The 14,384-nt window shown below is 68.5% G+C and carries 8 protein-coding genes and 1 pseudogene; 8 read left to right on the top strand and 1 reads right to left on the bottom strand.

Annotated elements, in window-relative coordinates:
• The first annotated feature begins 1 nt into the window (after position 1).
• The 4 genes from ACOGI5_RS00940 (at position 2) to ACOGI5_RS00925 (ending at position 5,849) form a co-directional block, all read left to right on the top strand.
• Complete coding sequence (locus ACOGI5_RS00940) at positions 2 to 1,324, top strand: MFS transporter (protein ID WP_419862598.1); 1,323 nt, start codon at positions 2 to 4, stop codon at positions 1,322 to 1,324.
• A 71-nt stretch (positions 1,325 to 1,395) separates the two neighbouring features.
• Positions 1,396 to 4,956 carry an indolepyruvate ferredoxin oxidoreductase family protein gene (locus tag ACOGI5_RS00935; RefSeq protein WP_419862597.1) on the top strand — a complete coding sequence of 1,187 codons (3,561 nt, stop codon included), beginning with the start codon at positions 1,396 to 1,398 and terminating at the stop codon, positions 4,954 to 4,956.
• 20 nt (positions 4,957 to 4,976) lie between these two features.
• Positions 4,977 to 5,651, top strand: a complete 675-nt coding sequence (locus ACOGI5_RS00930) for a hypothetical protein (protein WP_419862596.1) — start codon at positions 4,977 to 4,979, stop codon at positions 5,649 to 5,651.
• Positions 5,652 to 5,672: 21 nt separating this feature from the next.
• Positions 5,673 to 5,849 (top strand): hypothetical protein, encoded by a 177-nt coding sequence (locus ACOGI5_RS00925; RefSeq protein WP_419862595.1) that lies wholly within the window; start codon positions 5,673 to 5,675, stop codon positions 5,847 to 5,849.
• A gap of 126 nt (positions 5,850 to 5,975) precedes the next feature.
• On the opposite strand, the gene ACOGI5_RS00920 is transcribed toward ACOGI5_RS00925, so the two are convergent.
• The gene (locus ACOGI5_RS00920) at positions 5,976 to 8,333 is read right to left on the bottom strand and encodes an ATP-binding protein (RefSeq protein ID WP_419862594.1); all 2,358 of its coding nucleotides are present in this window, start codon (positions 8,331 to 8,333) and stop codon (positions 5,976 to 5,978) included.
• A gap of 223 nt (positions 8,334 to 8,556) precedes the next feature.
• Between ACOGI5_RS00920 and ACOGI5_RS00915 the strand changes: the two genes are divergently transcribed.
• The 4 genes and pseudogenes from ACOGI5_RS00915 (at position 8,557) to ACOGI5_RS00900 (ending at position 14,160) form a co-directional block, all read left to right on the top strand.
• A complete protein-coding gene (locus tag ACOGI5_RS00915) occupies positions 8,557 to 9,495 on the top strand; it encodes a phenylacetaldoxime dehydratase family protein (RefSeq protein ID WP_419862593.1) in 939 nt (312 codons plus the stop codon).
• A 153-nt stretch (positions 9,496 to 9,648) separates the two neighbouring features.
• Positions 9,649 to 11,844 carry a cell wall-binding repeat-containing protein gene (locus ACOGI5_RS00910; protein ID WP_419862592.1) on the top strand — a complete coding sequence of 732 codons (2,196 nt, stop codon included), beginning with the start codon at positions 9,649 to 9,651 and terminating at the stop codon, positions 11,842 to 11,844.
• A 115-nt stretch (positions 11,845 to 11,959) separates the two neighbouring features.
• A pseudogene (locus ACOGI5_RS00905) lies at positions 11,960 to 12,916 on the top strand (PLP-dependent cysteine synthase family protein); the annotation flags it as partial.
• Between the two features lie 56 nt (positions 12,917 to 12,972).
• On the top strand, positions 12,973 to 14,160 hold the full coding sequence (locus ACOGI5_RS00900) for a cystathionine gamma-synthase (RefSeq protein ID WP_419862591.1): 1,188 nt from the start codon (positions 12,973 to 12,975) through the stop codon (positions 14,158 to 14,160).
• Positions 14,161 to 14,384: the final 224 nt, after the last annotated feature.

Below are 14,384 nucleotides of genomic sequence, written 5' to 3'. Positions count from 1 at the left end.
AATGTTGATCGGCCGGCCATTCCACGGCTGGCGCGTGGCGTGGGCCGGTTTCTGGGTGCTGTTCATCGTGTACGGCATCCAGTTCAGCTACGGCACGTTCGAAGGGGCCATCAGCGCCGACAAGGGCTGGTCGGCGACCTGGCTCCAGCTTGCATACGCCTCCTACATCCTCGCCTACAGCGTCGTGAGCGCATGGACGGGCCAGCTCACCGACCGATTCGGCCCGCGCAAGGTCATCGCCACGGGCGCCGCCCTGCTCGCGGCGGGCTACTTGGTGCTGTCAGCCGCCGGATCCCTGGCGATGGTGTTCATTGGCCTCGCCGTCATCGCGCCGCTGGGGATGTCGTCGTCGTGGGTGCCCGCGAATGCCACCGTGGTGCGCTGGTTCAGCGCGCGGCGAGGCCTGGCAACCGGCATCGTCGGCTCGGGCGGGAGCGCCGGCGGCATCGTCGCGCCCCCGATTGCCGCATGGCTCGTCGGGGAATTCGGATGGCGCACGGCGATTGCGGTGATGGCGGTGGTGGGCGGCGTGCTGATGGCCGTCACCGCGATGGTGTTCGTGCGCGATCCGGAGTCGATCGGTCAGTATCCCGACGGGCGCTCGCCAGATGTCGCTGATCGGCCGATGACCCGCTCGCGGTTCGTGTCCCGGCCGGCGGGTTTCGTCGTGGAAACCACCCGCAGCAGCGCACCCGACGCCGAGAATCCCCTCACGGCGTGGACTGCCCCCCAGGCCTGGCGCAGCTCGGTGTTCTGGCGCATCTTCGGCATGTTCGCACTGACGTTCGTGGTGGTGTTCGTGCCGTTCGCACACGGCGTGCAGTACGCCCGGAGCCTCGGATTCTCGCCGCTGTGGGCAGCAGGTGTCATCAGCTCGGTCGGCGTCGGCGGGCTCGTCGGCCGGATCGTGACCGGCCCGCTGTCAGACCGCATCGACCGTCGCCGCGCCGTCATGCTGGCGCTGGCGGTCGAGACGCTGTCGTTCGTCGGTATCGCTGTGTCGGAAGGACTGGTGCTGCTCTACGCCTCGGCGATCGCGTTCGGCCTGTCCTACGGCGGCAGCGTGGCGGTCTTTCCGGCCTTGGTCGCGGACTACTTCGGCCGCACCCACGCCGGGGCGATCGTGGGTCGATTCTTCGCGACGGCCGGATCGTTCGCCGCCGTGGGTCCCTACGTCGCCCAGCTGCTGCTGGACGCCACGGGCGGCTACGGCTGGACCTTCTCGTTCGCCGCAGTCGCCAACGCCTGTGCTCTTGGGCTGGCGTTCACGCTGCCGCGGCCCGGTCTGCTGCCGAGACGCACAACGGCACCGCCAACGGGTTGAGCCCGCCGCACCCCGTTTCTGAGCACGCTCGTTTCACCGGCAGCCCTCGGGGCTGACGGGTAGCCTCGCAAGTGGCCGCTACACACGCCGCCACGGCGGACCAGGGGGATTCGATGGCACTCGCAGACTTCAAGCTCACCGATCGCTTCGACCGCGTCGAGGGCGATGTGGCCATGTCCGGTGTGCAGGCCCTGCTGCGCGTGCTGCTGGACCAGCTCCGGGCCGACCGCCGTGACGGGCTGAACACCGCGGCGATGGTGTCGGGCTACCGCGGGTCGCCACTGGGCGGCATCGACTCGCTCATGACGACCAACGCCGAGGAGCTGAAGCAGAACAACATCGTCTTCGAGCCCGGCCTCAACGAGGATCTCGGCGCCACGATCGTGTGGGGCAGCCAGCTGTCGAACCGCAACTTCGAGGGCCGCTACGACGGCGTGCTGGGCATGTGGTACGGAAAGGCGCCGGGAGTCGATCGGTCCGGCGACGCGATCAAGCACGCGAACGTCTGCGGCGTCGATCCCAAGGGCGGCGTGCTGCTCGTGGCGGGCGACGACCCCGCATCGAAGTCCTCGACACTGGCCTCGGAATCCGAGCCGGTGCTCATCCACTACCAGACGCCGATCCTGTACCCGGGTTCGGTCCAGGAGGTCATCGACTACGGGCGCTGGGGCTACGAGCTGTCCCGCTACAGCGGCTTCTGGTCGGCACTCAAGATCGTCACCAACGTGGCCGACGGGTACGCGACAGTGCAGGTCGGCCCGGGCCGTGTGTCGGTGGCCCGTCCCGAATTCGAATGGGAGGGCAAGCCCTGGGCGCACACCCAGCAGGACGCCCTGTTCGGCCCCAACGCGGTGCGCATGGAACTCGAGATCCACGAGGGCCGCATGGTGGCGGTAGACGAGTTCGTTGCAGCCAACCAGCTCAACCGCCAGACCCTGCCCACCCGCGACGCCCGCATCGGCCTGGTCGCCGCAGGCAAGACCTACTACGACCTGCGCGAGGCGCTCGACCGCATGGGGCTCGACGACATCGAGCTGGAGCGCCGCGGCGTCCGCATCTGGAAGCCGGCCGTGGTGTGGCCGCTCGAGCCCACGAGCCTGCGCGAATTCGCTGACGGGCTCGACGTGATCGTGGCCGTGGAGGAGAAGCGCTCGATCATCGAAGCGCTCATGAAGGAGAACCTGTACGGCGTCACGAATGCGCCCGTCGTGCTGGGCAAGCGCGACGCGCAGGGCGGTTTCTGGTTCCCGGGTCACGGCGAGATGGACGCCGACCTGATCGCACGCAAGATCCGGCCGTTCTTGGTGGACCGGCTCGGGTCCGAGGGCATCGGCCCAGCGGTGCCCGAGCGCATCACGATCCCGCTCGCCGTCACCACCTCCAAGGGCGAGAAGGCCGCCGGCCGCACGCCGGGGTTCTGCTCGGGCTGCCCCCACAATCGCTCCACCTGGGTGCCGGAGGGCTCTGAGGCAGGCGGCGGCATCGGCTGCCACGGCATGGCGGCCATGACGCCCACCCGCAACGTCCGCGGCACCACCCAGATGGGCGGCGAGGGCTGCCAGTGGGTCGGCGCCGCACCGTTCGTCACCATGGAGCACCGGTTCCAGAACATCGGCGACGGCACCTACCACCACTCCGGCTCGCTGGCGCTGCGCCAAGCGGTGGCCGCGGGCACCAACGTCACCTACAAGATCCTCTACAACGGCGCGGTCGCCATGACGGGCGGCCAGGACATCGACGGCGGCATGGCCGTGCCCGAGCTGACCCGCTCGGTGCACGCCGAGGGCGTGGCCAAGGTGATGGTCGTCACCGACGACACCTCCAAGTACCCCGCCGATGCCGAGTTCGCTCCCGGCACCGACATCTGGCACCGCGACCGCATGGACGAAGCGCAGCGCGTCCTGCGTGAGATCGAGGGCTGCACCGTCCTGATCTACGACCAGGCGTGTGCGGCTGAGCTCCGGCGTGACCGCAAGCGCGGCAAGGTGGCCGAGCCCAACACGCGGGTCTTCATCAACGAGGCGGTTTGCGAGGGCTGCGGCGACTGTGGCGAGAAGTCGAGCTGCCTGAGCGTGCAACCCGTCGAGACCGAGTTCGGACGCAAGACCCAGATTCACCAGTCGTCGTGCAACAAGGACTTCACCTGCCTCGACGGCGACTGCCCGGCGTTCATCGAGGTGGTGCCGGCGGGGAAGATCCCCACCAAGGCCACGGTGGCCACCGAGCACATCGGCGACGACCTGCCCGAGCCCGACCGGATCGACGAGGGCAACATCTTGATGATGGGCATCGGCGGCACCGGCGTGGTCACGGTGAACCAGATGCTGGCCACGGCCGCCCTGCTCGACGGCAAGACGGCCAATGGCCTCGACCAGACCGGTCTTGCCCAGAAGGGCGGCCCGGTGCTGTCGAATCTCAAGGTTCGGCGCATGAGTGCCAATGGCGATGACGCGGCGGCGGATCACGACGGCGGCGACGAGGCCAATAAGGTCGGGCTCGGAGAGGCCGATGCCTACATCGTGTTCGATCTGCTGACCGGCACGAACCCGGCGAACCTCGACAAGGCCCTCGCCGGCAAGACGGTGGCCGTCGTGTCGTCGTCGAAGGTGCCCACCACCTCGATGGTGCGTGACACCTCCGCCGAGTTCCCCGAGTGGACGGCCTTCCAGCGGGTCATCGACGAGTCCACCAGTCCCGAGCGCAACGTCTATTTCGATGCCGGCACGCTGTCGGACAACCTGTTCCGCTCGCACATGCCGGCCAACGTGCTGGTGGTGGGCGCCGCCTATCAGGCGGGCGTGGTCCCGATCAGCGCCTCGGCGATCGAGCGGGCCATCGAGCTGAACGGCGTCGCGGTGGAGATGAACACCCAGGCGTTCCGCATCGGCCGCAAGATCGTGCTCGACCCCGACTTCCTGGAAACCCTCGAAGTCGAGCGGGTCGGCAAGGTCAAGCGTGAGACCGGCCCGTCAGGCCGTGAGCAGGATCTCATCGACACGGTGCCCAACCAGTCCGAGGAGCTGGCACGGCTGCTGCGCATCCGGGTGCCCGACCTGGTCGCCTACCAGAACCACGCGTACGCAGCCGCCTACGCCGCGTTCATCGTCAAGGTGCGTGAGGCTGAGGCTGCGGCGGGCAGCGAGACGGCGCTCAGCGAGGCCGTGGCCACGTACCTCTACAAGCTGATGGCCTACAAGGACGAGTACGAGGTGGCCCGGCTGCACCGGTCCAAGGCGTTCCAGCAAGCTGTGCGCGACCAGTTCGGCGACAAGACCGATGTCACCTACAAGCTGCACCCGCCGATCATGCGGCGCATGGGCGTGGAAAAGAAGATCGGCCTCGGCCGCTCAGGCGACATCGCGTTCGCCTTGCTGGCGCGGATGAAGGGCCTCCGCGGCGGGACGCTCGACATCTTCGGCAAGACCGGCCATCGCAAGATGGAGCGGGAGCTGATCGACGAGTACCGCGGGATGATCGAACGGGCGCTCGACACGCTGAGTGCAGGCGACGAAGCCGCCTACGCCCGGGCCGTCGAGATTGCCCAGCTTCCCGACATGATCCGCGGCTACGAGGAAATCAAGGAGAACAACGTCGAGCGGTTCCGCACCCGCGCCGCCGAACTCGGCGCCTGAAGACTGACCCTCAGCGGCGGGTGACGACCTCGGTGGCGTGCGGCGAGCCGCTCAGCCCGGCTGGGGCTCGCAAGCGCGTCGTGACCGGTCTGCCCGAGCACGGCGAGTACCTGTTCGAGGTGACGGCGCCAGTCAATTCGGGAGCGGTCATCGAGTGGCCGAAGCGGGCGCCGCAACTGCAGCTTCCGGTGACACAAGAGCTGGCGGGGCCGTCTGGCGCCGATACGACGGTCACCGGGGAGGGGCCGCTGGTGACTGCCTGCGGGCCCGGCGACGGTCTCGGCGTTGCGCCGCCGCAGCGGCCCTGGCAGCAGTCCCAGATTGTGGGAGCCGAGCATCTCACGCACTTTCCGGGCAACGGATGGGCGCCGGGCAGCAAGGCGCTGCTGCGTCCCGGCCCTGACAGCGGCTGGGAGCTGAAGCTGCACACCAGTTGCCCCTTCGTTGCCCACTATGTCTATGAGCCGGCCCACGCGGTGCCCGAGGAGATCACTGTCACCAACCGCGGCCGGCCCGTCGCGAGACGGGTACCGCACCTCCGTCAGCCGCGGCGGTCACGTCTCGAGGAAATGACCGCTCGGGGGGATGCGACGCCGGCAAAGCGCGACATCACCGATCTTCCCCGTCCGCTTCCCGCGCTGCCGGGGCGGAGCCTGTCGGAAGTGCTGCTGGAGATGCGCGAAGAAGAACGGTAGTGAGAGTTCCGCAGCGCAGCCGTGCACTATCTCGACAGCTCCGCGCTGGTCAAGCTGATCGTGGAGGAATCGGAGTCGTTCGCGCTCTACGCCTGGCTGAAACAGGAGAACGTGCGGGCTGTCTCATCGGACCTGGCGCGGACGGAGACCATTCGAGCTGTCCGCCGCTGCCGGTCCGCATTGGTGGTGGAAGCTTGATCACGGCTCGGTTCGGTGACATGGACTCGCATCACCAGTGACATCGCCGAGCGGGCGGCCTTGCTCGACCCTCCCGAACTGCGCATCCTGGACGCGATCCACCTCGCCACCGCGCTAGGCCGCGGTTTAGGGGGTGGCGGCGCGGTAGCCGACGTTGGGGACCGTGAGGATGTAGGTGGGCTTGCGCGCGCGGTCGCCCAGCTTGGCCCGCAGGTCCTTGACGAAGGTGCGCACGCGCTGGGCGTCGCCGCTGGCGCCATCCCCCCAGACGGCCTCGAGCAGTTGCTCGTAGCTGAGGTCGCGGCCGGCGTTGATGCACAGCTCCGACAGCAGCTTGTATTCGGTGGGGGTGAGGTTCACGGCGTTGCCGGCGACGGTGACGCTGTGCGTCATGTAGTCGACGGTGAGGTCGGCCAGCCGGTAGGGCTCGGCGTGCCGGGACTGCGCGCGCCTGCGCAGGGCCGCCGCGATGCGCGCCAGCAGCTCGGTGGGCGAGAACGGCTTGACGATGTAATCGGCCGCTCCCAGCTCGAAGGCCTTGGCGACGAGCTGGTCGTCGCCGCGCCCCGACACGATGATGACCGGTATCTCGAGCACCTTGGGGCTGCGCCTGATGAGCTCGAAAGCGTCTGCGCCGGGCAGCATCAGATCCAGCAGTGCGAGATGGGGCATCTCGGTGTCCAGGAGGTGGTCGAGCTCGTTCGGGTCGTCGGTGACGATCGGGGTATAGCCGGCGCGTGCGAGCGTGTTGCGGGTGTACCGCAGCGTCTGGGGGTCGTCCTCGACGACGAGGATGCGCTCCACCTTCGCAGGTCCGCGGGCACCGGCGCCGAGATCAGGATCGGCGACGCCCGCGATTGCAGCCGGCTCGTCGAGGACGGGGACGGTGAAGGTGAACTGGGCGCCCCGGTTGTGCCCGGCGCTGTGGGCCCAGATGCGACCGCCGTGGGCTTCCACGATGCCCTTGCAGATCGCGAGGCCCAGTCCGTAGCCGGTGCCGGGACGGGTCTCGTGCTCGTCACGAGCGCGCGGGAACTTGGTGAACAGCAGCGGCAGCCGCTCTGGTGCGATGCCGGCGCCCTCGTCGGTGACCGAGACTGCCACATGGGTGTCGTCCAGCGACGCTTCCACGGTGATCGTGGACCATTCATGCGAGCTGGCAGCCGCATTGGAGAACAGGTTGTGCAGCACCTGCGCGATCCGCTGGCGGTCCGCCCACACACGCGGCAGGTTGGGAAACAGGTCGATCTTGACGTGATGCGGATGCCCGCCGCTGAGGAATGCACTCTTCGCGTGGTCGACGATCGAGGCCAGATCCGCCGGCTCGGTCGTCACCGACAGCGTTCCGGCCTCGATGCGGGTCATGTCCAGCAGATCGTTGATCAGGTCCCGCATGTGGTCGGCACGTTCCTCGACGATGCGGAAGAACTGGCGCACCTCGGCGGCATCAGGAGGCACCCGCGAGTCGAGCACGGTGGCAGCAGAGCCCTTGATCGCGGTCAGCGGCGCCCGCAGCTCATGGCTCGCCACCGCCAGGAACTCGGCCCGCAGCCGTTCGAGGTCCTCCAGCGGCGACGCATCCTGGATAGTCGCGATGATGGTCGTCAGCTCGCCCCCGTCGGAACGGATCGCCGCGGTGTTGACCAGTGTCGCCACCTCGCTGCCGTCGGGACGCACGATCACCAGTTCTTCGGCCTGCACCGGCTCGTCGGCGAGCAACGCCTGCTCGAACGGCAGGTCTTCGATGGATGTCTCCGAGCCGTCCATCCGCTTGTAGCTGAGCTGCGCGAAGCTCGCCAGCGAGAGGTATTCCTGCCCCTGCCCGATGCCGAGCAGCCGGCGCGCCTCCCGGTTCGCCATGAGGACATCCCGAGAGGCGGCGTCCACGATCACCACGCCCACCGGCGAGGTGTTGACCAGCGCCTGGAGGTCGGCCTTGGCGCGCTGCTCGTCGCCATAACGGCGGGCGTTGGTGAGGGCCATCGCCGCCTGGCTGGCGAACATCTCCACGGCCTCCTCGTCCTCGTGGGCGAACTCGGAGCCGTCGTGCTTCTCGCCGACGAACATCGTGCCCACTTGGCGGTCCCGTACCTTGATCTGCGCGCCGAGGAACGCGCCGATGTAGGGCTGGAAGCCGTCAAACCCCACCGACTCGACATGCTCCACAAAGTTGCTGGTCCGCAGCGGCTCGTCCATCCCGCTGAGGTACCCGAACAGCTCGATGCCGCGCTCGTATCCCACCACCATCTGCTCGTCCTCGGGCGACAGGCCCGAGAACAGCACGTCCTGCAGCTCTCCGGCATCGTCCATCGTCGTGATGGCGCCGTAGCGAGCGCCGGTCAGGATCCGAGCGCCGTCCACCACCTGCTGCAGCACCACGTCAAGGTCCAGGTCCTCGCTGATGCGCAGGATCGCCTCGGTCAGCCCCGCCAGACGGGACCGCAGCATCTCGTTCTCTGCACTCAATCGGTCGAAGTCAGCCATCTCGGCACCTCGCAAGTTCGCCGGTACACGTACATGCACATACCGGACGCGTCTGATAGTGCAGGATATGACAGCGCGTGCTCAGCGAGTCTCCGCGAGCGCATACGGTACGTGTTCGACCGACGGAGACTCCGCGGGCAGAGACGTGAGAGCGGCAGTACGATCCGCGTCGTCGCTCTTGGCCGCCTGCACCGGTTGGCCGTCCGCGCACCAAGGGGCTCAGATGGCAGCGAATCGGCCCGAGGATCATACGCCCAGCGCGCCCGCCTGGTGCGTGGTCGACTTTCCCGAGCTGACGGCCTACTCGATGATCTTCTCGAAGGGTCCCGGCAACGCGGACACCTTGGCCGAGCTGCAGGCAGCGCTGACTGGCGGCGGCGAGGCGCCCGACCACGTCGAGCGGGCCCGCGTCGTCAACTTCAGCGACGAGGGAGACGATGCGCAGGAAGCGCAGGGCGATATCGAGACTGTGTTCATGGCGTATTGGGTCGATCCGGCCGTGTACGAGCGCTGGCGTGACGGCTGCGAGGTGCTTGAGCGCGCCGGGGTCTATTGCGAGACGGCGATCATTCCGGCGGAGCGCTGGGAGACCATTGCCGGCACCAAGCGCCCGCTGCCAGGCGTGCGCAACCTGACGTCAGTGGACCTCACCGAACTGCACGACTACTGGGGCGCCGCACGCGACCGCATGGCGGCCAGCGCGGACGACCCCTTCGAGGCCGCTGCGGGCTCGCCGCTGCCGGCCAACTTGTGCCTCATCCGCTCCGGCCAGAAGTGGGACGAGTGCCTTGACGACGAGCGGGAGATGTACTTCACCGACATCGAGCCGAAGCTGCGCGCCGGCATCGAATTCCTGGCCGCCAACCGCGATTCCGGCTGCATTTCGAGTCGATTCCTGCGAGAGCAGACCATCGACGGGGAGGATCTGCAGTCCACGAGCTTCGTGGGCTGGTTCGACGACCTGGCTTCGCTGGAGGCCTGGTCGAAGTCGCACTCCACGCACCTGGCCATCTTCCACTCGTTCCTCTCCACAGTGCACTTGCTGGGGCGCCCGCCCAAGCTGCGCCTGTGGCACGAAGTGTCGGTGCTGCCCGAAGGCGGCGTCGAGCTGGTGCGCTCGGAGCTGTCCCCGCTGGCCTCGCTCATGGAGCCGATTGCCTGAGCCAGTGTCGCCGGGTGTCCGACGATCTGCCACCGCATATGTAAATCTTCATGTGTGACGACATGGCTTGGGCATTCACATACGACATCGCGGTTCGCCCGTCGGGCACCGGTTGGACGGCTTGTCGCGGCGGTGATGGCGGCGTCGGTGCTCATGGCGATCCCGACACCGTCGGGCACGCGCCTTGGTACCGGCGCGGTTGGCGCGCAGGCGGTCACGATGATCGACTTGTCGGTCAGTCCGTCGAGCATCGGCGAGGGCACCCAGGGCCCGGTCACGGTGACCGTCACCGCGACGTTCCAGGCCTCGGCGACGCGCAGCACCGGCACAGTGGTGACGCTCGAATCGCCGCTGGAAGGCACGGCTGTCGTCGACACCGATTACACGCACACGGCGCTGCCCGCTAGCCTCACGATCCCCGCTGGCGCCTCCTCAGCCAGCGAGTCGTTCATGATCACGCCGGTCCAGGACAGCCTCGACGAAGACGCCGGCGAGACCGTGAAGATCACGGGCACGTCGTCGAGTCCCTCGGACATCGTGAACCCGGCGATGCTGACGATTGCCGACGACGACACCATCTCGAACGCGATGTACACGAGCGCGAGCCCGTCGGGCATCAGCGAGGCTGACACGGCGACAACGGTGACGCTGACCGCGAGCTTGGGCGGCAGCGTGGCCTATGCCATGGACTTGACGGTCACGATGCACATATCGGATTCGTCGACAGCGACGAAGGGCGAGTCGGGCGACTACACGCTCGACCCGGACCCTCCGCGCGCTGTCACGATCCCGGCGGGGCAGCTCAGCGGCACCACGACGGTGACCATCACTCCGATCCAGGACACCCACAAGGAGCGTACCGAGTGGATCAGGTTCTGGGGTGCCCACCCGATGCGGAACAGCGGCTCGGTGGGCGGCAGGGTCGAGCTGTTCGACGACGACTGGCGCCCGCCCGAGGCGGTCGATTTCCTCGCCTCGACATCCACGGGCGCGGGCAGTGTGCGTCTGTCGTGGAGCGCCCCGCGAACCCCGGCCGACCTGCCGCTGACGGGCTACATCTTGCAGCGTCGGCCCAGCTCCGGGCACGTGCGGTCCGTCGATTACGACCCGTGGGAGGAGCCCGGCGTGACCACGGTGCGGCTAGCGCCGGGGGCCACTTCCTATGTCGCCGGAGGCCTCGCCTGCGACACCTGGTATGCGTGGCGGCTGTTCGCGTCGAACGCTGACGGCGAGAGCGCCGCGTCCAACGATTCGAATGCGCTGACACGAGCGTGTCCCACCGGTGGTGGCAGTGGCGGTGGCGGTAGCGGTGGCGGCGGTAGTGGTGGCGGCGGCGATGGTTTCGGTGGTGGTGGCAGTGCTGACGAGGAGGAGGCGGGGTGCAGGGGATCACTCAGCGATACCGTGATCTTGGCGAACGGCTGGAGTGCCGCGGACATCGGGGTCGCTGCGGCGCTGGCGGCCCGCACGGCTGATTCGGCAGTGCTCTATACATCGGCGGATCGGCTCGAGCCGGCTGCCGAGGAAGCACTGTGCAAGCTGTCGCCGCGCAGGGTGGTCGCGGTCGGCGGTACGGCTGCGCTGGCACCGGCGGTGCTGACCGCTGCCCACGGAGTGGTTGCAGGTGTCGAGGTGGATCGCATCGCGGGCGCGGACCGCGTCGACACCGCTGCGCAGGCAGCGCGCGAGGTGCTGGGAAGCCCAGGGGCCGGCGCCGGGCGTGTGGTGGTGATCGCGAACGGGTGGAGTGCGCCTGACATCGGGGCTGCTGCGGCGTTGGCGGCCCGCATGCAGAACGCGGCGGTCCTGCTGAGCAGCGCCGAGGAACTGCCTGCGCCGGCACGGCGGGTCATCGTTGACTATCCCGTGGTTCGCGTCGTCGTGGTCGGCGGCGAGGGAGCGGTGAGCGCTGGGGTGTTCGACGCGGTCGTCGCCGCCGCTGGAGAGGCGGCTGTGGAGCGGCTCACCGGATCCGACCGCGCTGCCACCGCGGCGGCTGCGGCCCGCAGGTCGCTGGGCGACCCTGGGCAAGCGGCGAGGCGGACGGTGGTGATCGTCGACGGGTGGCGGCCGCCCGACGTCGGCATCGCGACGGCTCTCGTGGCGCGTACCGCCGACGCAGCGGTCGTCTACGCGGCGCCCGGCGCGCTGCCTGAGCCGACCCGTCAGCTGCTCGTCGACTACCGGCCGGCACGCGTCGTGATCATCGGCGGCGCCGGGGCGGTACCGGCCTCCGTGAGCGATGCCGTCGAGGCTGCCGCGCCCGCAACCCGGCTCACGCGCATCGACGGCGCCGACCGCATCGACACCGCTGCCGAGGCCGCCCAGTGGAGCCCCGGCGCCAGCTGACACAAGCCGGTGTCACGACCGGCGCATCATGCGTTCGTCATGCTCGCACGGCGGGCTGTTCGTAGGCTGTGGCGTCGTGACAGGCGACGGCCCGATGCCCAAGGCCTTGGCGGGCCTGGACATCGCGCCCTCGGTGCTGGAGCTCATCGGCGGCACGCCGTTAGTGCGACTCGGCCGGGTGGCACCGCAGATTGCAACCCCAGTCGTGGCGAAGCTTGAGATCTCCAACCCTGGAGGCTCGGTGAAGGATCGAGCCGCCGTCGCCATGATTGACGCCGCCGAAGCCGAGGGGCGGCTGCAACCCGGCGATGTCGTCGTCGAGCCCACATCGGGCAACACCGGTGTCGGCCTGGCGGTCGTCGCAGCCCAGCGGGGGTACCGCTGCATCTTCGTGTGCACCGACAAGGTCGCTCCGGAGAAGGTTGCGCTCTTGCGGGCCTACGGCGCCGAAGTGGTCGTGTGCCCGGCCGAGGTCGATCCCGACGACCCACGCTCGTACTACTCCACCGCCCGGCGCCTGAAGGCTGAGACGCCTCAAGCCTTCTCGCCCGACCAGTACTCCAACCAGAGCAACCCGCAGGCGCATCATGAGACCACCGGGCCCGAGATCTGGGCGCAGACCGGCGGGCGGGTCACCCACTTCGTGGCCGGTGCAGGCACCGGTGGCACCATCAGCGGCGTCGGGAGGTTCCTGAAGGAGCAGAACCCCGCCATCGAGGTCATCGTCGCCGATCCGCCCGAGTCGGTCTATGGCGGCGGCGACGGCAGCGCCTACCTGGTGGAGGGCATCGGCGAGGACTTCTGGCCCGCCACTTATCACGCCAAGTTCATCGATCGGGTCATTCCTGTGACCGACACCGACTCCTTTGCGATGGCACGCCGGGTGACTCGGCGGGAGGGCCTGCTGACCGGCGGTTCGGGCGGCACGGCAGTGACCGGCGCGTTCCGCATAGCGGCCGAGCTCGACGCAGCAGGCCGAGCGGCCAGCTCGCTGGTGGTCACCCTCATCCCCGATTCCGGTCGTCTCTACCTCAGCCGCGTATTCGACGATGACTGGCTGGCATCGCAGGGCCTTCCGAATGACGACGAGGTCGACCTCAGCCCGCCCGACCCTGGGGGGAACAGCTGATGCTGGGCGGCGACCCGCAGGTGTCGGGTTTCGAGGATCCCGACGAGTTCGGCTTCGAGACACGCGCCATACGGGCAGGCCAGCCGCACGATCCCTACACGGGCGCGGTGGTCACGCCGATCTCGCTCGCCACGACGTTCGCCCAAGAGGCAGTCGGCCAGCCCCGGCATGGCTACGAATACGGTCGCACGGGGAACCCCACTCGCCACGCCTACCAGGTCTGCGTGGCGTCGCTGGAGGGGGCTCAGCACGGGTTCGCCTTCGCGAGCGGGCTGGCGGCGTCGGATGCGCTGCTGCGGGTGCTGCGCCCGGCCGACAGCCTGCTGCTCGGCGATGACGCCTACGGCGGCACTTTCAGGCTCATCGACAAGATCTTCGGCAACGCCGGCGTCAGCATGGCCGCTGCCGATCTCACCGCCCCCGACAAGATCCGCGACGCCTGGACGGCCAGCACCCGCATGGTGTGGCTGGAGACGCCCACCAACCCGCTGCTCACGGTGTTCGACATCGAGGCAATCTGTGCAGTCACCCACGAGCTGGGCGGCATCGTGGTGGTGGACAACACGTTCGCCACGCCCTACCTGCAGCAGCCGCTGGCGCTCGGCGCGGATGCCGTGGTGCACTCGGCCACCAAGTACCTCGGCGGCCACAGCGATGTCGTCGGCGGCTTCGTGGCCACCAACGACGATGGGCTGGCAGACCACCTCGTGTACATGCAGAACGCCGTGGGCGCCGTTCCCAGCCCGTTCGACTGCTACCTGACGCTGCGCGGTGTCAAGACGCTCGGCGTGCGCATGGACCGTCACGGTTCGAGCGCGCAAGCGATCGTCGATCTGCTCGACGACCACCCGGCGGTTCGTTCGGTGCTGTACCCCGGACTGCGTGATCACTTCGGACACGACATCGCCTGCCGCCAGATGAGCGGATTCGGGGGAATGGTGTCGTTCCGGCTCCATGGCGGACGTGCGGCTGCCGAGCGCGTGGTCGAATCCACAATGGTGTTCACCCTGGCCGAATCGCTGGGCGCAGTGGAGTCGCTGATCGAGCATCCCGGTGCAATGACCCACGCGTCGGCTGCCGGATCGGCGCTGGAGGTCCCCGACGATCTGGTGCGGCTGTCGGTCGGGCTGGAGACTGTCGAGGATCTGCTGGACGACCTCGGCGCTGCCCTCGACACGGTTGCCTGAGGCTGGATCTCAGCCCGGCACCCCGGGCTGAACCTGCGCGCCGCCCTCAGCCTGACGGCTTGAACCTCAGCGCTTGCGGCGCCATGTCCTGCTCTGCGGGTGCCCAGCCGCGCCGACTGCCCGTCATGGCTGTCTGAGTGTGCAGAGACTCATATCAGCGGCCCGGCATGTCCCGACCTGCCGAATTGGCCGAGATGATATATAGCGTTAAGCGCTATCTAATA

Origin of the sequence: Candidatus Poriferisodalis sp. (assembly GCF_965208925.1) — a bacterium.
In the GTDB taxonomy this organism is placed as follows: Bacteria; Actinomycetota; Acidimicrobiia; order Acidimicrobiales; family Poriferisodalaceae; genus Poriferisodalis.
This window is presented reverse-complemented; position numbering and strand designations above follow the sequence as displayed.